Genomic DNA, 22,845 nt, shown 5'->3' on the forward strand with positions numbered 1-22,845 from the left:
CTAGATCAAGCGAAGCATGCCAAAGAGTTTGCGCGCCATGTAACGATTATGCAACTCATCTTTTGTCAACGCCTTTGACATGGATGGATAGTAGACACGATCCAGCTATATTACCACTCTATTTATGCCATATATGACATTATTTTCTGGAAAATGCCACTTATGACACCTGAACGAATGCCAAAAATGACATAGGCTGCCTATTACGCATATCTATCACAAAATAGATCGATCTTATATAACATAAAAACAGTCAGTTAACAAAGTAACATCGTTATTCTGTTAGATAAGAATATTATTGTATGGTTATGGCACGTTTAATGCTGGGTATTCTCGTACTTCAGATATGACGATACGATGATATTTAGACAGTGCATTAGCCCGCAAAAATGTATCAGCTACGTGATTGGCGATCCGGTCACGCGGAGAGCGTTGCTCATTGATCCATGCGCTGAGGTGATGGACCAGGTCGTTTCGTTCGTTGCAAGTCATTCTCTGCAACTATGGTATGTCTTGCTAACCTGCGGAGGTATGGACTTTCCTCCTGGGTTACTGAAAGACCTGCGTTCCTTAGGAGCCCGATTGGTTGCAAACGAATGCGCTCCTACACAAGAAGTGCAAATCAAGACGCGCGATGAAGACATCCTCTATGTAGGAGAAGAAACGGTCCGTGTCATTCACACTCCAGGCCGATCCCCGTGTGCGACGGCATATCTTTGGCGAGACCGATTGTTTACCGGGAAAACGCTGCTGGCGACCGGCCTGGGGCCTTGCCCAAGAGATGGCGATCCGGCGCAGCAGCTTCACAGCATCCAACAACGTTTACTGATATATCCACAAGAATACTTGGTGTATCCAAGCCTACTTTATCGTAATCGCCGCGTGGCGTGCGTGGGGGACTTTGCCAAGTATCTCAACCGCCCCATCATCAAGGTCGGGCGTCAGAGGTCCCGCAAAATGAATGCAGGAACATCCACGCCTGGTTTTTTTACTAGCAGCATGCTGCCAATAATGGAGGAGTAAATGTGAACCATTTCTGGAAGAAAAATTTTCGTCGGTCTGCCCTTGCAACCACTAGCACGATAACGCTGCTATTATCAGGTTGCTCAGCGCATGGTATCTACTTAATGGATCCGCAGGGGCTTATTGCCAAAACTTCTTATCATTACTTTTTGCTAGACGTTGGGATCATGCTACTCATCGTAGTCCCAACTGCCGCATTGGCCATCTGGGCTATGATTCGATACCGCAAGGGAGGGAAGGGTACCTACCAACCAAAGTGGGCACATTCGTGGACTATAGAGGCCATAGTCTGGGGCATTCCTTTAATAACGGTTGGTGTCCTCTCTTATCTCTCCGTGAAGGCTATCTATGCCGTAAACCCATACAATCCAGGCGCTATTTCACAGGCACAGAAAAAGGCTGGTGGGGATCCGTTGGAAGTTGATGTGATTGCCACAGATTGGCGTTGGTTGTTTATCTATCCGAAACAACATATCGCTACGACCAATGAACTCGTCGTTCCAAAGGGTATACCTGTACGGTTTCGCCTGACATCTACATCGGTTGTTAATGACTTCATTATTCCTCAACTTGTCGGGATGATCGATGTCATGCCAGGTATGAGAACTAAGCAAGCACTGGTTTCCGACCATATAGGGTCATATGTCGGTTTCTCGGCTGACTACAGTGGCGCAGGGTTGTCCTGGATGCACTTCACCACAAAAGTAGTGAGTAAACACCAGTTCAGCAGCTGGGTATCGACCATTCAAACTGATCCGCAAAAACTGACATTGAATGGATTCAATCGGTTTGCAAGACCATACATCCCAGTAGGCGAGAAGTCGCAGCCAAAATTTGGCGAGGTCCAGCAAGGACTATTCGATCTCGTGGTTAACGAAGTTATGAAAGGAAAAACCTGGAAAACTCCAATGGATATGACCGAAAACATGGTTGCCTATCTTAACAACCAGAACGAGTTGCAAAAAGAGGGGTATTACTGATATGTTCGTACATCTACAAGGTCCATGGTCCCCACTTTTAGGGCGCCTTTCGGCTGAACAGCTACCATTTCTCCACATTCCCATCATTGAATATACGTTTGCCGTCGTTGTTCTTCTCGGCCTTGTCGTGGTTGGCGCTGTCACCTACCTAGGTAAATGGGGATACCTTTGGCGTGGGTGGTTAACCACAGTAGATCACAAGCGTATCGGCGTAATGTACATCCTTATCGGCTTGGTAATGTTGCTGCGTGGTTTCGCCGACGCCTTCATGATCCGGCTCCAACAAGCAATGGCCGTTGGACCGCACTCACCCGGATATATGGGAGCAATTCACGGCTATCTGACGCCATTTCATATAGGGCAAATCTTTGCAGCTCACGGCCTGATTATGGTGGTCTTTGCCGCCACGCCCTTGTTGGTCGGGTTGATGAATATTATTGTGCCCCTTCAAATTGGCGCGCGAGATATGGCTTACCCGTATCTGAACGCTATGGGACTGTGGCTCACCGCCGGTGGTGCTGCTCTTGTCATGGCTTCGCTTTTTATTGGGAATTTTGCGCATGGCGGCTGGTATGGTTTCGTGCCGTACTTTGAACTGTCCTATAGCCCAGGGGTTGGTGTCGACTACTGGATGTGGGCGTTCCAGCTCTCCGCAATCGGTACCTCTCTCGGAAGCATCAATCTCATAGCTACCATTGTGAAGATGCGCGCGCCTGGAATGACCTGGATGCGACTTCCCATTTTCACTTGGGCTAGTCTGAGTACTAACTTGATTGCCCTGACATCGTTCCCCGTTCTAATGGTCTCTTTGGCGTTACTTGGGCTGGATCGCTACCTCGGAACACATTTCTATACCGCTGGTATGGGCGGAAATCTGATGTTGTACAATGACCTCTTCTGGATATGGGGTCACCCAGAAGTGTACTTTCTAATTCTTCCTGCCTTCGGCATCATGTCGGAGATTATCCCTACCTTTTCTGAGAAGACGCTTTTTGGCTATGCTACAATGGTCATTGCCTCTTTCGCTATTGGTGGCGTATCTTGGGGTGTTTGGCTACATCATTTCTTCACTATGGCTGCAGCCCCATCCGTCAATAGCTTCTACAGTGTCACCACGATGTTAGTGGGGATCCCGACGGGTGTGAAAGTCTTTAATTGGATTTTCACCATGTACCGTGGTCGTGTTCGCTTCGAGCTGCCCATGATGTGGGCGCTGCTAGCATTGTTTTTGTTGCTCGTCGGTGGTATGACTGGAATGATGAATGCTTTCGCTAGTAACGACTATATGTGGCACAACGGCATTTTCGTCGTCGCCCATTTTCATATGATGGTTTTACTGATTGCTGCTAGCATATTTGGCGCGGTGGAATATTGGTTTCCCAAGGTGTTTGGTTTCAGGCTTGAGCAGAAATGGGGAAAGCTGTTCTTCTGGTTTATGGTGCTGGGCACAGGTTTCGTTTTTGTCCCTATGTTTATATTGGGATTAGCCGGAATGACTCGGCGCTTGGATTATATTCCTTATGCGGCCTGGGCACCTTATATGCAGATCGAGATGATTGGCATTGCCCTCTATGTCATGGCGTTGGCATTTTTCCTGGCACATCTCTACGTGAGCTTGCGGGATCGCAGCAAAAATCTCGCTGAGGCCGACGCCTGGGGTACCGGGCGATCACTGGAATGGATGACGCACAGCCCAGTACCAAGTTATAATTTTGCCATTACGCCGCACATCAATACACGTGATGAATGGGCATGGCGCAAGGAAAATGGATTGACGGAGTTGCATGCCGGTGAGTACGAGCCTATCCATATGCCCAAAAACACCGGTGTGCCACTGGTCATCGGCGCATTCTTTTTTGCGCTAGCTTTCGGGCTTACTTGGCGCATCTGGTGGCTGAGCCTGATTTCTGTCGTGCTCATTGTTCTGATGATTATCCTACGGTCCTTCCAGAAGGATACGGATATGACCATTCCGCCAGAGGAAGTTGAACGGACGGAAAAACGCGCCATCGATACGCTATATCCATCGTCTCGCGCAGACGTACCCGTATACCCAGGCGGAACGGTGGGTACTGCAACGGCATACCAACGACTTTCAGCGTCGGAGGATGTTGGTGTTTCTTCCACAGGTACGCTACCGCACGCTTCTGTTGACCGTTAAGGTGCTGGAATAACCTAAGGGCCCACTCACAGGCTGATTGGGCTCCTCTTGAGAGGATGACAAATATGAGTTCAAGCGCAGTTTCCATTGATCCTAAGACAGCTTCGCTCTGGGCAAGGCACTACCCAGGGCATGACTTCATCGGTACACGCACCTTTGGCTTCTGGCTGTACATGCTGACCGATGCGATGGTCTATGCTGCACTCTTCGCCTCCTTGGTGGTGTTGAGTCATGCAAGTAACATGATAGGCGGACCCACGCCAAAGAACTTCATCAACCCAATATATGCATATGGGGAAACTATCGCACTGTTTGCCAGTGTTTTGACATACGGGCTCGCCATGGTGAATTTAAAGAAAGGGAGCCGGAGTGGTGTCACTGGCTGGATTCTTTTGTCCGCCATTCTGGGCGTCGTCTACTTGGGATTATCCATTACGGATAACACTCACTTATTTCAGCAAGGGATTACGCCACAAACTAACGGATTCTTGTCGGCGTTTTTCGCTATCGTTATTTATCACGCTCTGCATATTGTTGTGGGCGTGGCATGGATGCTAGTCATGTTGATTCAGATAGCTACCGAGGGGTTCTCTCAAAATGTCGTGTACCGCCTAATCAACTTACGTCTTTTCTGGCATTTCCAGGCGGTAATTTGGGTCTTCGTGTTTGTTTTTGTTTATCTTCAGGGGTTGCTGGTATGAGCGCGCACATACAAAATCCATTGCACCATCCGGAGGTTGAAATTGCCAACGGAAAGACATATCTGCTGAACTTTATTCTCTCGGTCGTATTAATGACCGTCGCTTTTCTATCAGTAAGATTAGGGATATCGCCATTCGGTGCATTCCTTCTGACAACAGCTCTCGCCGGGGGCACTGTGATCATACAAAGCTATTTGATACTGCACATGGATACTTCCAAAACGCAGATCTGGCACTCCTTTTCAATGCTGCTATTCCTGCCGCTGTTTGTTGTCACTATTGGACTCACGGCATGGATGTTCCATGGGCTTTATCAGAGAACCATGATCATGCCGTCCGGCGCTGGGATGAGTAATATGTCTATGCGTCAAACCGCCGAGAGCTAATTATGACAAACACAGCATCTCGGGCGAATTCCACGAACTATACTGTGGAGCCAGAGATAACTCCGTTTGTGCGATTGCTTGGCAAACTCGTTGGCCTCGCTTTGCTGGCAGCAATCGCTGCCGGCATCATCGCCGCGAATCGTTACGTAGACAACTTCTCCACCGCCCTACGGATGGGGCTTGTTACTAGTGAAGTCGGTTTGTCGATGATACTTATCCTTCTCGGAAGCTTGGTAGAGGGATTTGGATACGGTTTATCTCTAGGGACGAAGTGGCCATATACCCGTAACATTATCGTTCTCATGTTACGTGGCGACCCTGAAGCAATGCATCGCTTAGTGGCTACAGCAGTTGGTTTGGTTGCGCTCTCGTTGGTGATTCTGAGCCCGGGAATGGATACATTCTCAGGGTTGGCAATAATTGTCATCACCGCACTATTCGGGATGGGTACATTGTTTGTATTGGCAGGCAAACTTCCCGCATTCGTTCATGGAGTCCACGGGCTTCTCGCCTATGGCGTGTTTTTGGTCTACCTGGTTTATATGCTGTATCCAGATACGAATTTCTGGCCCTATCTTGCTACCACAGGGGCACTACATATATTGCTTGTCGTGGTATTGCTTGGTGGCATGACGACTGGACAAAGAGGGTTTGGGCAGGCTATTGGAGCTTTTGTTGCCCCCAGGAAGGCATCACAGTGGACCGTCGCTATCCACGTATCCACTGCGTTACTATTAATTGCAACACTGGGATGGATGATGCCGTCCTATCCCATAGCGTTTGTCTTGTCCGTAATTCAAGTGGCTGTGGGCTTTTTGCTTTTCCACGCAGTGAACTTGAAACCCAAAGATCCGGGAATCATGGTCGCATTTCATCAAAGCATGGTGCTAGCCATAACTCTCGCCATTGTTCTCCACTGGCAGTAAGGAATTGTTTGCCATGGCAAAGTCATTTGGAACCACACCGTCTGACCTGTTCCCAGGCCCGGTAACATTCATTCAACTCCTACGTGATTTTTTGGTGTTGGCTAAGGCGAGAGTGGTTATCCTCCTGGTGTTCACAGCTGTTGTTGGCGAACTGCTTGCTCCGGAATCGTTACCTCATTGGCCAACCGCATTGGCCGGTTTGGCAGGCATAGCACTAGCTGGTGGTGCCGGTGGCGTGCTGAATCAACTCGTCGAACCGGAGCTGGATCAATATATGCGACGTACCCAGCGTCGCCCTTTAGCTAATGGCAGAATCAGCCGCAATGGAGCCATACTTTACGCCATTTGCATGCTCCTTCTGAGCGTTGCGGTGTTGTGGTTCTGGACCAATCCACTCACCCTCATCCTGACTCTGCTCGGTACGGTTGGGTATGGTGTAGTTTACACCTTATATCTAAAGCCCAGCACGCCATGGAACATCGTTTGGGGAGGGTTGGCCGGCGCCTTACCCCCTTTGATTGGCTGGGTAGCGATCACGAATTCCTTTGCGCCGTTACCAATCCTGTTGGTTGCCTTGATTTTTGTCTGGACTCCAGCACATTTTTGGCCGTTGGCGATCTATTGCCGACGCGATTACGCTAACGCCTGCATCCCTATGTTACCTGTAACCCATGGTATCGACCGCACCCGGCGGGAAATCGTCCGATACGCCATAAGTACTTGGCTGGTCAGTCTGGCACCGGTGCTATATACCCATGATTGGTTGTATGCCTCAATCGCTGGAATTTCTGGCGCATGGTTTGTGGGAATGGCATTGCATCTTCGGAAGTTGCCAGAAGGGGAGGAGATGGATCGCTACGCACGGAAGATGTTTGCGTTTTCGATCAGCTACCTATTTGTGCTTTTCACCGCGCTTATCCTGGGCAAGGTTGCGATGGCTTATGGCATACTCTAAGCGTCGGTATCTTCCTGCCGGTCCTCCTATGAAGTCGAAAGAAAAACAAGCCATAATCGGCCTGAGTTTTATCTACGTGGCAAGAATGTTGGGTCTGTTCATGCTGATGCCAGTACTCGCGCTTGATAATCAGCAACTGCTGGGCAGCACTCCTTTTCTTTTGGGTCTCGCTGTGGGTGTTTATGGCTTGGCGCAAGCCCTTCTGCAGTTTCCTTTTGGCAGCATTTCCGATCGCATGGGACGTAAACCGGTTCTGGTTTTTGGCTTGTTGCTCTTTATCGCCGGATCTCTTCTTGGCGCATGGACGGACAATATCTGGGGTGTCATTTTTGCGCGCACGCTGCAGGGCGCCGGTGCTGTGTCTTCAGTGCTCTTGGCTCTCGCTGGAGATCTGACGGGAGAGGCACACCGAACCAAGGCCATGGCCGCCATTGGTGGAAGTATCTCCATAGCGTATGTACTCGGAATGGTGTTAGGTCCTTTGATTTATGGATATTCAGGGCTCCCTGGTGTGTTTTTCTGGTCCGCCGTGCTTGGAGTTATGGCTTTGCTGCCGATAAGCTTCATCATACCAAAAGGGGACATAGCAAATTGGCAGCGCATGGGATCCATCCAGGACGTTCTTCGTGTTTTTCTTCGTCCATCAGTTCAAATGGCGAGTATTGGCATTTTCTTTCTACAGACCATTTTGGGTGCGAGTTTTGTGGTGATCTCACCGGAATTGCTACACGCAGCACAGCTGCCCAAAGATTCTATCTGGAAAGTCTATATTCCCGTCATGCTTGCGGGAATCATTTTAATGATCTATCCGGTTGTGTATGCGGAAAAGAACGGACAATTGGGTAAAATGCTGTCGTTCAGTGCTGTGGTGTTGGCCATTGGTGCGTTGGGCATGGGGCTGTATCCAACTCATTTCTGGTTAATAGCTATCTCTGCGGTAGCGTTTTTTACTGGTTACAATATTGCCTCTGCCATTCTCCCCTCCATGGTGAGTCGATCTACGGAATCAAAAGACCGCGGTGCCGCGAGTGGTGTGTATTCCATGATGCAGTTTCTTGGGATTTTTTCGGGCGGAGTTCTTGGAGGGTTGGGATTGTGGTGGATTGGTGCACGAGGCGTGTTTGCCCTGATTTCGATAGTTGGGTGCGTTCTCGCGCTATACGCACGTATCAGCCTTGTGACAAATCGCTTGCTACGGAGGACATCATGAGTACAAACGAAGGCCGTCTGGATCGTATTATCCGCATAGTCATCGGAATTATTTTGTTGGCATTAGTATTCGTTGGCCCCAAAACCGACTGGGGGTGGATTGGAATCATACCGTTACTGACTGGAGCCATGGGATTCTGTCCGTTATATGCTGTCTTTGGTATAAAGACTTGTCCAGCTAAAAGGCGGTGATCTCCTATTCTGTAATCAAATAATGTTCGGTTTCATTCTTAGCAAAAATTCTGAGATTGCCCTAGCTGGCTTGGTGTATTTAGCCAAGCATCATTCTGACTCGCCAGCGCGGGGGAAGGAGGTTGCCCTTCACCTTCAAAAGGAAGAACAATATGTCAAGTCAATTTTGCGCATTCTAGCAAAAAATGAAATCCTGCGTGTAGTTAAGGGGAAAAATGGCGGCTATCTATTTTCTACTCAAGCACAATATCTAACCGTGGCAGATGTTGTGCGCATCGTTGATCGTTACCTCCCTACTAGTGACTGTATATTTAGAAAGAAAATTTGTTCTCGCTCTCGCGGTTGCCCCATGCAATGCCAATGGCGCAGGTTAAGAGAAAATGGACAGCGGCTTATTGAGGGGCAAACTATCAGGGATTTGGTTTTGTGGTGCGAGATGTGATCGACAAATCCGCAGTGCTTGTTTGCCTCCCGATCTTTTTCGACAGCTCGGCTCACCCGAGTTCGACGGTTCATCGGCAAAAATCGTCAATTTCGTAACGCCGCCCCAGCATTTATAGGGGTTTCAGCGCCTATTTTCTAAAACCTCTGTGGTGGCACGTTCTATCACTTAGTCTATTTTATTGACATGCCTGTTAACGCTGATAAAGTGGCGGCATGCATGTGAAGATTACCACCTCCGGTAGCCGCCGCTATGTCCAGCTTGTTGAGTCCTACCGGGATGGTGCCGGAAAGGTCAAAAAGCGTACCGTCGCTACACTTGGGCGGCTGGATCAGGTCGACAGTCAGTTGAATGCCGTGATTCAGGGCCTGATGAAGGTCAGCGGCCAGGTACCCACCCCGTCGCCACTGATTTCTTCGCCATCCATCGCTTTTGAAACAGCGCGTGCTTTTGGCGATGTCTGGGCCTTGACCGAACTCTGGAAGGATCTGGGCTTCAGCGCCCTACGTCAGGTGTTCCGCAAGACCCGCCATACGACCGATGTGGAAGCTCTGATACGGGTGATGGTCCTCAACCGGCTCTGCGATCCCGAATCGAAACTGGGCGTACTGCGCTGGGTGGAAACCGTCGCATTGCCGGATTTCCCCGTGACAGCGATTCCCCACCAGCAACTCCTGCGCAGCATGGATGCCCTGATGGAGCAGCAGAGTGCCGTAGATGCTGTTGTAGCCGGACTGTTGCGCCCCCTGATCGATCAGGACCTGTCCGTGGTCTTCTATGACCTCACCACGATCCGCAGTGAAGGCCTGGTCACGGTTCCCCAGGACATCCGTCAATTTGGGATGGCCAAGGAGGGCCTGATCGCCCGCCAGTTCCTGCTGGGGGTCGTGCAGACTGCAGAGGGTTTGCCGATCTACCATGAGGTCTTCGATGGCAACACCGCTGAGACCAAAACGCTGCTGCCGACCCTGGGCAAAGTGCTGGAGCGCTTTCCGACAGTGCGGCGCCTGGTGCTCATCGCGGATCGCGGGTTGTTGAGTCTGGATAATTTGGCTGCCCTGCAGGCGATTCGGCTGGCCAATGGGCAGTCTCTGGAGTTTATCGTGGCCGTACCGGGGCGGCGGTATCATGAATTTTCCGATCTGCTGGATAGTTTCCAGCGGGAGTCGTGCAACACTGCCACTGAAGAAGTCATCGGTGAGCGCACCTGGAACGACTTACGGCTGGTCATCGCCCATGATCCCATGACGGCGGCGGGCCAGACCGCCAAGCGGAATGCGCGGATCGAAGCGCTGATTGCCCAGGGAGACCAGTGGGCCGACAAACTGGATGGTCAGGACGACGGCAAGAAACATCGGGGCCGCAAGCTCTCCGACAGCGGTGCCAAGGCACGCTTCTACCATGCCGTCTGCGAGGCGCATTTATCGCGCATTATCCAAGTCGATATGGCAGCACAGCAGTTTAGCTACGACATCGACGAGGGCGCACGGACGCTGGCAGAAAGGATGGATGGCAAGCTCCTGCTCGTGACCAATGTGCAGGACCTGTCACCGGCGGAGGTCGTGACGCGTTATAAGTCACTTGCCGACATCGAGCGTGGTTTCAAGGTGCTCAAATCTGAGCTGGAAATGGGCCCGGTCTACCACCGCCTGCCCGACAGGATACGGGCGCACGCAGCGATCTGCTTCATGGCGCTGATTCTACATCGGGTCATGCGCAGTCGATTACGTGCGAGCCACACCGGGCTGACGCCGGAACGAGCCTTGGAGCAACTCCACCGCATTCAGCATCACCGAGTTCGTTTCAATGGTGCCCCACCCGTATCCGGGGTGTCTTCCATCCAGAAACCAACAGCGTCTCAGCAACTGACGCTGTTGTAGTGGAGCGTTTTGAAATCGCTATTAGCGATATCAAGGGGTTGCGAGATTAATTGTCGAACTCGGGGGCTCGGCGCCACCGAGGAGAAGACCACCATTACTGGCGAAACGACGTGCCCTCTATGAGGCGGCCAAGAGGAAAAACACCTTTCGCTGGTCAGGTGCAACACGCAACCGGACGCCCGTCAGTATAGTCGATCTGAAACGGCAGTGGCAGGGAAAAAGGCAGCGTAAAGGCTGGAAGTGGCAACCACCTTAACAGACGCCGGTCACTTCGCTGTGTTTGCAATCGCCGTATTGGTCGAGAAGAAGAACCCTCAGTCCCACTATCAATCGGAACAGCGCATGCATTGCACGTCATAACGCTGAATCCAGGCTTGCAGTGCTGCGATGGCGTCGGGCCCAGTATGCAAGGTGTCCAAAGCGTGTTCTGGTTCATCGGCGCGTATCTTGGCGATCCAGGCATCTCCATAGGGGGCGATATTGATGAGGTGCGGATCATCGATCAGGATCTCATTTCGCTCGAACACCTCCCCAGCAAAGGGGACTGGCACACCACCTGCCCATTTGCCACTTTCGAGGGTTGCTACATGACGGCCAGCGGCAATCTGGGTACCGACTTTTTTGATTCGCGCTTTCTGCAAACGCCCGGACATGGTTTGCGCGGGATCGGTGACGCCAACAGTAAAAATACCTTCGCCTTCAGGGCGCACCCAGACATAGTCCAAATCATAAAAGAGTTCTTCCGGCAGCTCACAACCACGAAATTCGCTCATGAATGTGCCTCCTGCAATGTTTGCAATCGCTGTATGGCGTCTGCCCCATGGTCAGATAACGCCTCGGCAAGATGTGGATACAACTCCGATTCCTCTTTTGCATCATGCTGTTTGAGTATGGTTTGCACGGTGCTGAGCAAATCGCCAAAATCCTCGGCATTCTGTTGATCAATGGCTTCGGCCATTTCCAGAAAGAACACTTTTAGGTCACTATGACCTTTGCGCAATAGAGCCGTCAAAGCATGTTCCTCTCCACCTTCCCAGTTTTCGAAGGCGGGAAAAAGGAGCTCTTCCTCCACGCTCATATGACCATCAACGATGCCTTTGCGAAATGTTTCCAGCTCCGCAGCCGCATCTGACCATCGTCCTTCACTCACCGCCTGGGCGCTCCTCTCTAAAAGTTTGTCCAGGCGTTCATGATCCGACTGCATGACCTCTGCAATGTGTTCGTTCATAATCCATTTCTCCTCATGAATGGAAACTGATTACTGGATATGCGGGTCCGTTTAGACTAGTCTTCCCGATGTGGATAGGCAAAAGGAGTACAATCCTCATGAAAGTACAGCTTCTGGTATCCAAATGGTGTCCCACTTGTCCCCAGGCCGAGAAAATCTGGCAGGAGGCGGCGCAGAAACGTCCAATGGACTTGGAAATCCTGGATGTAGCTGACAAAGCGGGTCGAGAAGTCGTCAGCCGACTGCGTATCAAGACCGTCCCGGCCGTGGTCATCGACAACCAGTTGAAGACGGTGGGCACGCAACCTCTGACGGAAGTCCTGCGACTACTGGATGCCTGAAGCGCCAGGGTTCTGCTTCGCGCGCGGGCCAGGTCAGGCGCTGGGGCTGAAGCTGTCGAAGTGGATCTGTTCATGAGGGACTCCGTGGGAGAGCAAGAGATCCGTGGCGGCTTCCACCATCCCCGGGCTGCCGCAGAGATAAACTTCATGTTCTTGCCAATGGCCTTCCGCAGCCACCGCCGGCAAAAGACGCCGGGGCCCCGACCAGCGCAGAAGTTCCGGATCGGAACAGGATACCGAAAAACGCAGTTCGCTCCGCTCCTGTCGCAATTCTTCGAGCACATCCAAGTGGTAGAGATCGCGCCGATTGCGCACCCCGAAATACAGCGATATTGACCGTCTCCAGCCGAGTTTGCGGCTTTCCTCGAGAATGGCTTCGATAGGAGCGAGGCCGGTCCCGGCGGCAATGCAGAGTAATGGTCGTTCATTCTCCGTCCGTAAGTAAAAATCTCCTTGCGCGCCGGAGAGGACAATTTCATCGCCGATCTGGGCGCGGGTAAAGAGCCACTCGGAGAATTTTCCGCCCGGTACCTTGCGGATATGGAAGTGCAGCCGTTGATCCTCGCGCGGCGCATTTGCCATGGAGTAGGAACGCCAAGCATTCGTTTCTCCCGGAATCTTCAATCTCGCGTATTGTCCCGCCCGGTAGGGATAGGGGCGATCGCATTGGATTATGAGTTCCATGACGGTTTCCCCCAACGGACAAAGACTCTCGACTCGTCCCTGCCATTGCTCTGCAGTATCTATTTTTGCTGCGATGCGTAAGGAGCTGCGTGGCTGCGCTTTACATAAAATCGCTTTTCCGGATGCGCGCTCTTCCGGCGTCAATAATAAAGGCATGAAAGGAAGCTGGGTGATTTCTCCCTCCAGAATCGTTCCTTTGCAATCGCCGCAGGAACCATTGCCGCAACCGTGATGAATGGCGATTCCCTGCTCCAGTGCGGCCTCGACGATGCTTTGGTCTTCTCGGACCCGGAAACGAGTTCCGGAGGGCTCGAGGACTATTTCGTGTTCGATCATGTGCTGTCCTACCTTCCAGGGATCATCAAAAGTGCGGTCGCCAAGCGAGTTGGCGACCGCAAGATTTCAGGCAACTGCAGGAGGTACGTCGTCGAGAACGAGAGGAACATAGCGTTCCGGTGCCATCGCTTCGGCAGCGGCTTGGATACAGATGCTTGCCGCCAGGTTGTAGGCCTCGATCCACGACTCCGCCATTTCCTGGGTCCAGGCCGGCCCCAGAAAATGCTTCAGGGTCAGCAACAGGCTTTTCCCCACGATGGGATAGTGTTCTGGCCGAGTATCGTATTTTATATGGCCGATCCCCAGTTCTTTCAGATAAGGAACCAGCATCTCCGTGTTATCGATATTGCTGGCGATCAGAATCACCGAGTTGAAGAGTCGCACCCGCTGCTCGCTCATATCCCCTGGGAACATCTTCCGGACTTCGGGATAATGGCTGAACATGGTATCGTAAAAGTGCTGCGCAACCTGCACTCCCAAATCCTGTGCGGCCTTGCCGCTTTGCTTGATCAAATCGATGTTGATGGTCATTTTGGAGTCTCCTGAATGCATCTTGCCCAATTGGCGACTGTGAGTATCTGGCTTCGGGGCGATGGCTTCCTTGATCTTGGTCAAGATTTTTCGGCATATCTGCAGCTGCCCCGAGGTAGGTGCCGGGTGTCGGGAGCGGCAGCATGACGGAAGACCTTTTGCCCTATGCTGCCCGACTGCGACAGCAGCCGCTTTTTGCAGTCTGGTCGCCGTCCCAGTTGGAGACGTTGCTCGGCGAATGTCGGCTCCATGCGTGCGAGAACGGAGATTTGCTGTTCATCGAAAAGGATCCGGCAGAGCAGTTTTACTTTTTGGATGCCGGAGTTGTCGAGTTGCTGAGTACGAGCGCTGAGGGCAAGGAGAAGGTGGTCGAGATCATGCAAGCGGGCGACCTCTTTGCGGAAGCTGTAGCGTTCATGGGGGGAAGATACCCGGTCACGGCCAGATGCCAGGGAAAAACCAAAGTGTTACAGATCCCTTTTTCGCCATTTGTTGGCATTCTTGAGGACGACCCACGTCTCATGCGACGCATCCTTGGGCAATTGAGCATGCGGCTGCATTTTCTGGTCAAAGAGATTCGCATGCGCAGTATCGAGTCTGCCGATACAAGAATATGCAATTATTTGCTGGAATTATCGGATGCCTCGGAAGAAACCGAGCAGTTCCTGCTACCGGCCAAAAAAGTCAGTGTCGCTGCCCGATTGGGGGTAACTCCCGAAACCCTCTCTCGCGTTCTACGTAGACTAAAAGAAGCTGGAGCTATCGATATGCGAGATAAAACCATCACTGTCCTAGACCGCCGTAAACTTCTGGAGGCAGGGTTAAGATAGGAGGTAATTGACCACTTTGTCTTCGGTCGGAATTTGTGCTTCTTCGAAAATATGAACGACCACTTCCGCTGAATTGTGTTGAAAAAACCCTGGTTTTGGTGGCCCTTCCTGGCTGGTTGCCGTTATAAGGAATCTCTGAGCTGGCGCGAAAATTGTCATGATTTTGAGCGAGCTTGTTGCGCAGGATCGATTCGGCAACAAACGTCTTCTTTTTCCCTTCAAAAGCCAAAAAAGTGCCCAGCAGCCCCTGAACCGGTCGTGTTCCCGCTATGTAGGTGGATTACATCCGTAACCAACAGGGCTCTCGCCGCACCAGGTAGAGATTCGCCAAGGCGAACAACGTGGTCAATTGCACACCGTTCTTGGCCAAGCCCCGATAGCGAGTCTTGCGGTAGCCAAACGGACAATTCAGCACCCGGATGGCGTGCTCGCCGCGATCCCGGGTGCGTGCCACACTGCGGTTGAAACGCTGTAGCGCTTGCAGCCCCGTTTTCTGGCTGGGATACCGACACCGCGCTAAGGCGTTCTGAATCCCTCGCTGTTGCAAAAGTTCATGGACCTGCGGGTAGTCGTAGCCGCGATCGGCGAGCATCGTCTTTTCGTCTCCGGTGAGCAGCTCTTCTAGTACCTGATGATCGGAAACATGGGCCGCAGTGACTTCGACGCTCCGCACCAAGCCTTGGATGTCCGTCGCGACATGGGCCTTCATGCCAAAATATCATTGGTTCCCCTTCTTGGCTTTATGCATCTCCGGATCCCGCTTCCGGTCCTGGTTCTTGGTCGAGCTGGGGGCATGAATCAGCGTGGCATCCACCATCCTCCCCTCCTGAAGAACTAAGTGGAAGACTTCCAGTAGCACTTGCACAACGATCTGTTGTACTAACCTGTTGTGCTGCTCCAGCAGGCGGCGAAAGTGCAGGATCATGGACTCGTCGGGGATCAGATCGCGGCCCAGGTCAATGCCTGTGAAGGCCCGCAGCAAGGGGATTTCATACAAGGCTTCTTCCATGCCCGGGTCCGAATAGGCATACCATTGCTGCAGGAAATGGATACGGAGCATCTGCTCCAGGGGCATGGGCTTGCGACCGCCGCGCGGCCCGGAATAATAGGGCACGATCAGATCCACCAGCGCCTGCCACGGCACCACCTGATCCATCTCCCGGAGGAAACGCTCCCGCTTGGTTTCCTTGTGTCGACGCGATAACCCCGTAGCTTCAGCAAACGTCATCTGACTCGCCATAGCCGCCTCCTGTCTCAATCGCATCCTCGCATTCTACCAGATCAAGCGTGCAGAGCTTCCCTAGCTTTCCAGAGAGGGAACTCTTCCTCGTCGCACGGCTCGGCAGGATTACTGGCATTGCAGTCAGCGCTCTCGCTCGGATATGCAGGCATCCACTGGAGAGGCCGGCGGGCCACTATTTAGGATAAGAGGATTTTTTCAGTTTTTTAGTCGTTGTGTCGTTAGTGTAGCCAGGTGCGGTGACGAACGGGAAAAGAAGGAGTCGGCCTTGGGCCTTGAGAGTGTTGATCGAAATATTCGTATCCTGGTGGTCGACGATTTCGCCACCATGCGCAAGGTGGTGCGCAGCCTGCTGGCAAGCTTGGGATTCAGCCAGATCACAGAAGCAGAGGATGGAGTACAAGCCCTGCGCACCCTACAAAGTCAGCCCTTCGATTTTGTGGTCTCCGACTGGAACATGCCGAACATGCAGGGGATCGACCTGCTCCGCGCCATCCGAGCGGATCCCAGCTTGCGCACCTTACCGGTCTTGATGGTTACGGCAGAGGCCAAGCGCGAGAACATCCTCGAGGCCGCCCAGGCGGGCGTGAATGGCTACATCGTCAAGCCGTTTACCGCCGAAACCCTGCGCGAAAAGCTCGATGCCATTTTCACCCGACTGCAAAACGCCCAGAAGGAGAGCTGAGGAAACCATGCACAACGTATCGCCAGAAACCTTACGTCAGTTGAACGAAGCCGATCTCCTCCTGCGTGAAGGGCTACGACGAATTGCTGCCGTGCAATCCGATCTTCCTGACGCGCAAAACCCCATCGAAGAGGCACTGCGTCTTTCGGAAGAGCAGACGATGGCCACGCTGGCTGCCGTCGAGCGGGGCCAAATTGCTGTTTCAGAAATCCTCGGCGCGCATCGGCAGTACATCGATCAGCCGCTGGCAGTGATTCAGGAGGCCTTTGCCGAAATCCTCGCCAGCCAGCAGGCGCAGGACCTGGCAGGCCAGCGGCTCAAAAAGGCCTTGAACCTGATTCAAGCAGTGGAATCGCGCATTTCTGCAGTACTGGCGGAAGTCGGCGTTCCGGAAGCAGAGGCAGGCCACCCGGACGACCCCAGCGTGGCCGAAGCTGGGCAGACCTTCCAGCAAGCAGATGTAGATGCTTTACTCGCGGAGCTTGGCCTATGAGCATGGATCCCGAAATTCTCCAGGATTATCTCCCCGAAGCCCGGGAGTTACTGGAGCAGGCCCAGAATGACGCCCTCGCCTTGGAGAGCGAGCCGGGGAATGACGCCCTTCTGGCTTCCTTATTCCGCGCCTTTCATACCCTCAAAGGTGGAGCCGGTTTTCTCGAAGCGCAGGCCCTGGTGGACTGGACCCATCACCTCGAAGACCTTCTCGACAAACTGCGTTCCCATGCCTTGCCGGTCACGAGCCCGCGCATCGACGCCATTCTCCGGGGTATGGACGTGATCGACGGCATGCTGCAGGAAATGCAGCAAGGCATGCTGCCCTCTCCTGGTCCGGAAGACCTGGGCCGCCTGATTCAGTCCCTTGCCGATTCCACAGCAGCGGAGCCGGAAACGCCGGCCGCGCCCTCGCCAGAAGCTAGCAGAACAACGCCCGCGGCGGAGTCCTCCTCACCCGATCCGTCGGCAACGGGGCGGATCTTGTTGACCCAAGAAGCAAACCCTGCGGGAGAGCAGAAGCTCTTCGTCGAGCAGGTCGAGTCTCCTACCCCGAAAGCCAAGCCCTGCGCGTCACCGACAGGTGGCGATGCCGACACGATCACCGAGACAGAATTTGAGCAATATCTCGATCAGCTCTACGCCGGGAAAGCGCCAGGGTATACCGAGCCTACCGCGCCCAGCTCCCGCGAAGAACACGACACCAGAGCTACCAGCTCCTCTTCCTCCGTCCCGAAACCTGCTGAGACAGCACAGAAAATTCCCAACCGCCAAGCTCCACAACCGAACTCGGCGCAAACGACTGCTGGTAGCGGCGGCACTGGCGCTGCCGAAAGCACCCTGCGCGTCGAGGCAGTACGCCTGGATGATGTCATGAATCAAGTGGGTGAGCTGGTATTGCTGCGCAACCGCTATGCCGCAGCCATCGCCGCATTGGGTACCGATGATGAGAACCTCACCCGCATTGCCCGGGAAATGGACCTGACCGTAAATGATTTGCAGACTTCCGTCATGCGCCTACGGATGCAGCCCTGCAAGCGTCTCTTTCAGCAGTTGCCCCGCGTGGTGCGCGACGCCTCCAAAAACCTGGCCAAGTCCGTTCGTCTGGAGCTTGTTGGGGAAGACGTGGAGATCGACAAGACAGTGGTGGATGCTCTCTCCGGTCCCATGACGCATCTGGTGCGCAATAGCCTGGATCATGGCATCGAGCCGCCCGAGGAACGGCAGGCCAGCGGCAAAGCTGCAGAGGCGGTGTTGCGTGTCGCCGCCATTCATCTGGGAGACCGGGTACGCATCGAAGTCTCCGACGACGGCCGCGGCATCGATCGGCAAAAAATCGTGCAAAAGGCCATCGAGAAAGGCGTCATCACCAGTAGCGAAGCCGCGCATCTGTCGGAGCAGGAGGCGTTGGAACTGATCTTTCGCCCCGGGTTCTCCACCAAAGAGGTGGCTACTGAGCTCTCGGGGCGGGGCGTGGGCATGGACGTGGTCCGCGAAACCGTACGCAGTCTGCGCGGTCGCCTGGAGATCGATACCAAGGTGGGCCAGGGTACCCGTATTGCCATGGAGTTTCCCCTGACTTTGGCGGTGTTGCCGGTACTGTATGTCCGCCTGCGTCGTGACACCTATGCAATGCCCATTTCCGCCATCGAAAATCTTCTCGACGTGAACCCGGCAAAAATTCATCGCTTGGGAAGTCGCGTCCTGTATCGAGTGGATGCAAAAACGGTGGTTCCCCTCATCGACCTGGGCGCGACCCTGCAAGATCGAGCTCTGCGGATCGGCACCGAACCCGTTGAGGGCGTGCTTACGTCCCGCGGCCTGCTGTTGCTCTCCGAGGTCTTGGGCAACGAAGACTCCGTAGTCAAGCCCGTCGATTTCCTGGGGGATCAGCATTGGTACCAGGGAGCAACGATCTCTGGGCAGGGAAAGGTCGTCCTCATTCTGGATCCGCAAAGCCTGATTCAGGATGGTCTGGATCGGCAGCTCCACGGAACGGAGGTGGCGTGATGGACCCGCAACGAATCACTCAGCTGGTCGAAAATACCCACGAGATTCAGCGGCAGGTACGGCAGTCTCTGCACGAAATCGACCGCCGAGCGTTGAATGCCATGGTGCTGGTCAAACGCCACGGCGATGCCTTGGCGGGCTACGGCGTCATTGCCACGGCTTTTCGGGAACAGGCCGCCAAGCTGCAAGCCAAGGCCGAGGAACTGCAGCATTTCGTAGCCCCCCTCACCGAAGCCGCCATGCGCTTGTTGCAGATTCAGCAGTACGACCAGATGACGCAGCAAATGGTCACCCAGATGGGCCAGGGAAAAGACCTGGGGAGTCTCCCGGACACCAGGCGGGAATGGGGCGAAACCATTCAACAGGAGCAGGAAAAAATCCAGTCCATCCTGAAAAAGTTGCTCCTGCAGCTGGAGCGATTCCAGGAAGGGATTGCGGAGCAGGAATACGTCGTCACCAATGGCCGCATCGAAGCGGCTCTCTCCGAGGGCAGTGGGGCCCCGCTGATGCGGGTTTCGCGAGATATGGGAGAAGCCGTCAGTGCCGTTCGGCAGGCCATTCAGCAATGGAAGCAGCAGCTAGAGGAGTTTACCCATGAAAGTGGCACCGGTTTTTGAGGCCAGCGATCACCGCTGGTGGATTGTCTATGACCAAGACGAGCAGCGGGTCATCGATTCGAACGTCTATGTTATCGAATCGCGCGGCGAGGCCATGCTCCTCGACCCGGGCGGTTTCGAGATCTTCCCGCAGGTCTTTGCGGCGCTTTCGGAAATCGTTGCCCCCTCCAAGATCAAAGCGGCCTTCGTGTCGCACCAGGACCCGGACATTGCCTCGAGCCTACCCTTGTGGAATGCCTGTAATCCCAAAATTCAATGGTATGTACCCAAGCTCTGGGAGGGATTCATTCGCCACTATGGGGCCCTGGATGCGACCCTCACCGATATTCCTGATGAAGGCATGGACATCGTCCTCGGCGGTCGCCGGCTGGACTTTGTGCCCGCCCACTACCTGCATTCCTCGGCCAATTTTCATGTCTACGATCCCGAAGCCAAGGTGTATTTTTCGGGGGACGTAGGGGCAGCCCTTTTGCCCCCCGGACATGGCGCCTGGGTAGAGCGGCGAGAAGACGCAACAGCCGCCGGAGACAAAGCCTTTGCGGAGCATATCGAGCACGGTGCGAAGTATTTCCATCAGCGTTGGATGCCGTCGGAGCGCGCCAAAAAGAACTGGATCGGGCGGGTGCGCAAGCTTTCCATCGACTATCTCTGCCCCCAGCACGGGGCCATCTACAGCCAGGAGCACGTCCAGCGCTTCCTGGACTGGTTCGATGCCCTGCCCGTAGGCAGTGCTGCCGAGTGATTTTTTTGTTGACAACTAGAGACAGAGGAGGAACCACCGTGGATGCAGACACTCTCCATATTCTGCAACAAGCGTTAGACCCTTTGGATAGCATGGAAATGCTCGCCGAGGCAGATGCCGCCTACGAGAACAAGATCTTTTACATGAACCCCAAGGCCCTCAAGGTAATGGATCATTACCACAGTGCGCTTGGGGAACAGTTACGCGGCACCGATGTGCGCACAGCGCTGAACCATTCGATTCACCAATTCCACAAGGACCCCGAACGCATTCGGGCCATCTTGCGGGACATTGCTGCCACGCCCGGCAAGGAGCACGTGACCAAGCTGAGCCTTGGGTGTATAACTTTTCAATTGTCGTTCTCGGCAATACGAGACAGTAAAGATGAGCTGTTGGCCTTTCATGCCTCGTGGAGAGATTGCACTGCGGTAAAACAAACGGAAGAAATTCTCTCGCAGATGATCGCGACGAATACGGCGACGACGGAGAACATGACTGCCGTGGAAGCCGCGGTGCGCTCCGGGGTACAACAGGCCAGTCAAGCCATGCAAGCCCTCGTCGGGCAGATCCAGTCCAACCGGGCGGGGGTAGAGGATCTCCAGGGCAAGGTGATTTCCATTGGGCGGATTGCCCAGAGCATTCGGGAAATTGCCTACCAGACGAATTTGCTCGCCCTCAATGCCGCCATCGAGGCGGCACGCGCAGGAGAACATGGGCGGGGCTTTGCGGTGGTGGCGGATGAGGTGCGGAATCTCTCCAAACGGGTGCAGGAAGCGACCGAAGAGGTACAGGGCAATATCCAGAGCATCGACGTGGCAACCCAGAAGATCGATGCCACCAGTCGCGAGGGTATTTCCGGAGCAGAAAAGGCCAGATCAGCCCTGGGGCTTTCCGAGCAAGCGATACACCAGTTGGAGAGTCTGTCAGTCATCATGAGTGTACGATCCGCCATCAGTGCCCATGAAGTCTTCGTCAACGACATTGAGCGGGAGATCACGGCTAGCACCCGCACACGACATGCCTCGGATCTCCGGGATCAGCACCACTGTGCTTTTGGCCAGTGGTATGACGGTGTTGGTCAACAACTGGTGGGTACACTGCGCGAGTTCCAGGAGATCGCGGCTCCCCACGCCGCCGTCCATGAGGCAGCAAAAGCCGTCCTGAACGCCCTCGATCGCGGGGACCAGCTGGAGCTGGAACGGCAACTCGCATTGCTGTACCAGAACCGTGATGCGGTGATCCGCGCACTGCAGTCCCTGGAATCTGTTGCCCAGAAAATGTTAGGGGGGAGCCAATGAGTACCTCGCTGCAAGATGTCGACGAGCGGACCCAGCTTGCGGGGACCAACCGCTTCGAGTTGCTGGTCTTCCGCCTGGGGAAAACCCAGGGGAGCGACACCCCGGAGTATTTTGGGATCAACGTATTCAAGGTCCGCGAGGCGCTGGTCATGCCGACCATCACGCCCATGCCAGGTGCACCACAAAACGTCATGGGGGTAGCCAATATCCGTGGGCAGATCGTCCCCGTCATCGATCTCCCTGCGGTGGTGGGCTGCCAACCGGAAAAGCGGAACATTCTTCTGGTGACCGAATACGAGCGCTCCATCCAGGGCTTTGCAGTGGAGGATGTCGAGGAAATCGTCCGTCTCGACTGGAACCGCGTGCTCTCGGCGGAAGGCTCCGCTGTCGGCAGTTTGGTCACGAGCCTCGCACGCCTCGATGAAGATCCAGAGAATTCCCGCCTCGCCCTGGTGCTGGATGTCGAGGCCATTCTCCGGCAGACCCTGCCTTCGCGCTTCAAGGCGGGTGATGAGATGCGCGAGGCCCATCGGGTAGAGATCCCCGCGGGTTCCGTGGTGCTCTACGCTGATGACTCGGCAGTCGCGCGTGCACAAATCGAGAAGGCGCTGCGTGCCATCGGGGTGCCCTTTGTCGGTACCAAGACGGGTAAGGAAGCCTGGGAACGCTTGCAGGAGTTCGCGAAAGAGGCCAAGGCGGCGGGCATCCCGCTGAACCAGAAGGTGGCCCTCGTCCTGACCGATCTGGAAATGCCGGAAATGGATGGCTTTACCCTGGCCCGAAAGATCAAGGAGACGGAATCCACCCAGGCTGTCCCAGTGGTGATCCACTCATCGCTCTCCGGCAGCGCCAATGAGGAGCATGCGAAAAACGTGGGGGCCGATGGCTACGTGGCCAAATTTGTTCCAGATGAGTTAGCGCGCGCCGTGAGCCGGGTGCTGCATGCTTGAGGAAGA

General features: G+C 54.0%; 24 protein-coding genes and 2 pseudogenes. 21 read left to right on the top strand and 5 right to left on the bottom strand.

Annotated features, from left to right (window positions below; all coding sequences use genetic code 11):
* The first annotated feature begins 582 nt into the window (after positions 1-582).
* The 12 genes and pseudogenes from ORD17_RS05310 to ORD17_RS05365 all read left to right on the top strand — a co-directional run.
* A complete protein-coding gene (locus tag ORD17_RS05310; protein WP_308389827.1) occupies positions 583-1,023 on the top strand; it encodes a hypothetical protein in 441 nt (146 codons plus the stop codon).
* A gap of 104 nt (positions 1,024-1,127) precedes the next feature.
* Positions 1,128-2,003, top strand: coding sequence for a ubiquinol oxidase subunit II (locus ORD17_RS05315; RefSeq protein ID WP_308390059.1), 876 nt, complete (start codon positions 1,128-1,130; stop codon positions 2,001-2,003).
* Position 2,004: 1 nt separating this feature from the next.
* A complete protein-coding gene (locus ORD17_RS05320) occupies positions 2,005-4,164 on the top strand; it encodes a cbb3-type cytochrome c oxidase subunit I (protein ID WP_308389828.1) in 2,160 nt (719 codons plus the stop codon).
* A 65-nt stretch (positions 4,165-4,229) separates the two neighbouring features.
* Positions 4,230-4,865 (top strand): cytochrome c oxidase subunit 3, encoded by a 636-nt coding sequence (locus tag ORD17_RS05325; protein WP_308389829.1) that lies wholly within the window; start codon positions 4,230-4,232, stop codon positions 4,863-4,865.
* Positions 4,862-5,251, top strand: a complete 390-nt coding sequence (locus ORD17_RS05330; protein ID WP_308389830.1) for a cytochrome O ubiquinol oxidase — start codon at positions 4,862-4,864, stop codon at positions 5,249-5,251. The genes ORD17_RS05325 and ORD17_RS05330 overlap by 4 nt, the downstream gene beginning before the upstream one ends.
* 2 nt (positions 5,252-5,253) lie before the next feature.
* Entirely contained in the window at positions 5,254-6,177 is a 924-nt protein-coding gene (locus tag ORD17_RS05335) for a cytochrome C oxidase assembly protein (protein WP_308389831.1), read from the top strand.
* Between the two features lie 13 nt (positions 6,178-6,190).
* Positions 6,191-7,132 carry a heme o synthase gene (locus ORD17_RS05340; protein WP_308389832.1) on the top strand — a complete coding sequence of 314 codons (942 nt, stop codon included), beginning with the start codon at positions 6,191-6,193 and terminating at the stop codon, positions 7,130-7,132.
* 28 nt (positions 7,133-7,160) lie between these two features.
* Positions 7,161-8,342 (top strand): MFS transporter, encoded by a 1,182-nt coding sequence (locus ORD17_RS05345; RefSeq protein WP_308389834.1) that lies wholly within the window; start codon positions 7,161-7,163, stop codon positions 8,340-8,342.
* Entirely contained in the window at positions 8,339-8,533 is a 195-nt protein-coding gene (locus ORD17_RS05350; protein ID WP_308389835.1) for a DUF2892 domain-containing protein, read from the top strand. Before ORD17_RS05345 ends, ORD17_RS05350 begins: the two co-directional genes overlap by 4 nt.
* Before the next feature lie 22 nt (positions 8,534-8,555).
* Positions 8,556-8,975, top strand: a complete 420-nt coding sequence (locus ORD17_RS05355; RefSeq protein ID WP_308389836.1) for an Rrf2 family transcriptional regulator — start codon at positions 8,556-8,558, stop codon at positions 8,973-8,975.
* A 215-nt stretch (positions 8,976-9,190) separates the two neighbouring features.
* Positions 9,191-10,855, top strand: a complete 1,665-nt coding sequence (locus tag ORD17_RS05360) for an IS1634 family transposase (protein WP_308389837.1) — start codon at positions 9,191-9,193, stop codon at positions 10,853-10,855.
* Between the two features lie 65 nt (positions 10,856-10,920).
* Positions 10,921-11,111: pseudogene (locus ORD17_RS05365) on the top strand (hypothetical protein); the annotation flags it as partial.
* 70 nt (positions 11,112-11,181) lie between these two features.
* Here the strand turns inward: ORD17_RS05365 and ORD17_RS05370 are convergent.
* Together ORD17_RS05370 and ORD17_RS05375 are read right to left on the bottom strand one after the other, a co-directional pair.
* Complete coding sequence (locus ORD17_RS05370) at positions 11,182-11,628, bottom strand: glycine cleavage system protein H (RefSeq protein ID WP_308389838.1); 447 nt, start codon at positions 11,626-11,628, stop codon at positions 11,182-11,184.
* On the bottom strand, positions 11,625-12,083 hold the full coding sequence (locus ORD17_RS05375; RefSeq protein ID WP_308389839.1) for a hemerythrin domain-containing protein: 459 nt from the start codon (positions 12,081-12,083) through the stop codon (positions 11,625-11,627). The genes ORD17_RS05370 and ORD17_RS05375 overlap by 4 nt, the downstream gene beginning before the upstream one ends.
* A 98-nt stretch (positions 12,084-12,181) precedes the next feature.
* Here ORD17_RS05375 and ORD17_RS05380 point away from each other — a divergent pair, with 98 nt between their 5' ends.
* Entirely contained in the window at positions 12,182-12,424 is a 243-nt protein-coding gene (locus ORD17_RS05380) for a thioredoxin family protein (RefSeq protein WP_308389840.1), read from the top strand.
* 33 nt (positions 12,425-12,457) lie between these two features.
* On the opposite strand, the gene ORD17_RS05385 is transcribed toward ORD17_RS05380, so the two are convergent.
* Both ORD17_RS05385 and ORD17_RS05390 read right to left on the bottom strand, forming a co-directional pair.
* Complete coding sequence (locus ORD17_RS05385) at positions 12,458-13,444, bottom strand: 2Fe-2S iron-sulfur cluster-binding protein (protein WP_308389841.1); 987 nt, start codon at positions 13,442-13,444, stop codon at positions 12,458-12,460.
* Between the two features lie 66 nt (positions 13,445-13,510).
* Positions 13,511-13,975: a globin domain-containing protein gene (locus ORD17_RS05390; RefSeq protein ID WP_308387962.1), complete on the bottom strand. Its 465-nt coding sequence runs from the start codon at positions 13,973-13,975 to the stop codon at positions 13,511-13,513.
* A gap of 269 nt (positions 13,976-14,244) precedes the next feature.
* Here ORD17_RS05390 and ORD17_RS05395 point away from each other — a divergent pair, with 269 nt between their 5' ends.
* A complete protein-coding gene (locus ORD17_RS05395; RefSeq protein ID WP_308389842.1) occupies positions 14,245-14,805 on the top strand; it encodes a Crp/Fnr family transcriptional regulator in 561 nt (186 codons plus the stop codon).
* A 280-nt stretch (positions 14,806-15,085) separates the two neighbouring features.
* On the opposite strand, the pseudogene ORD17_RS05400 reads toward ORD17_RS05395, so the two are convergent.
* Positions 15,086-16,033 (bottom strand): annotated as a pseudogene (locus ORD17_RS05400) (IS5 family transposase).
* 307 nt (positions 16,034-16,340) lie between these two features.
* Here ORD17_RS05400 and ORD17_RS05405 point away from each other — a divergent pair.
* Genes ORD17_RS05405 through ORD17_RS05435 form a run of 7 tightly spaced genes read left to right on the top strand, consistent with a single transcriptional unit; the run spans position 16,341 to position 22,839 of the window.
* Positions 16,341-16,730, top strand: coding sequence for a chemotaxis response regulator CheY (locus ORD17_RS05405; protein ID WP_374693406.1), 390 nt, complete (start codon positions 16,341-16,343; stop codon positions 16,728-16,730).
* Between the two features lie 7 nt (positions 16,731-16,737).
* On the top strand, positions 16,738-17,223 hold the full coding sequence (locus ORD17_RS05410; RefSeq protein WP_308389844.1) for a protein phosphatase CheZ: 486 nt from the start codon (positions 16,738-16,740) through the stop codon (positions 17,221-17,223).
* A complete protein-coding gene (locus ORD17_RS05415; protein WP_308389845.1) occupies positions 17,220-19,232 on the top strand; it encodes a chemotaxis protein CheA in 2,013 nt (670 codons plus the stop codon). The genes ORD17_RS05410 and ORD17_RS05415 overlap by 4 nt, the downstream gene beginning before the upstream one ends.
* Entirely contained in the window at positions 19,232-19,849 is a 618-nt protein-coding gene (locus tag ORD17_RS05420) for a hypothetical protein (RefSeq protein ID WP_308389846.1), read from the top strand. Before ORD17_RS05415 ends, ORD17_RS05420 begins: the two co-directional genes overlap by 1 nt.
* Positions 19,827-20,591: an MBL fold metallo-hydrolase gene (locus tag ORD17_RS05425; protein WP_308389847.1), complete on the top strand. Its 765-nt coding sequence runs from the start codon at positions 19,827-19,829 to the stop codon at positions 20,589-20,591. Before ORD17_RS05420 ends, ORD17_RS05425 begins: the two co-directional genes overlap by 23 nt.
* Before the next feature lie 38 nt (positions 20,592-20,629).
* The gene (locus ORD17_RS05430; RefSeq protein WP_308389848.1) at positions 20,630-21,889 is read left to right on the top strand and encodes a methyl-accepting chemotaxis protein; all 1,260 of its coding nucleotides are present in this window, start codon (positions 20,630-20,632) and stop codon (positions 21,887-21,889) included.
* On the top strand, positions 21,886-22,839 hold the full coding sequence (locus ORD17_RS05435) for a chemotaxis protein (RefSeq protein ID WP_308389849.1): 954 nt from the start codon (positions 21,886-21,888) through the stop codon (positions 22,837-22,839). The genes ORD17_RS05430 and ORD17_RS05435 overlap by 4 nt, the downstream gene beginning before the upstream one ends.
* Positions 22,840-22,845: the final 6 nt, after the last annotated feature.

This window comes from Acidithiobacillus sp. AMEEHan, assembly GCF_030996345.1.
Taxonomy (GTDB): Bacteria; Pseudomonadota; Gammaproteobacteria; order Acidithiobacillales; family Acidithiobacillaceae; genus Igneacidithiobacillus.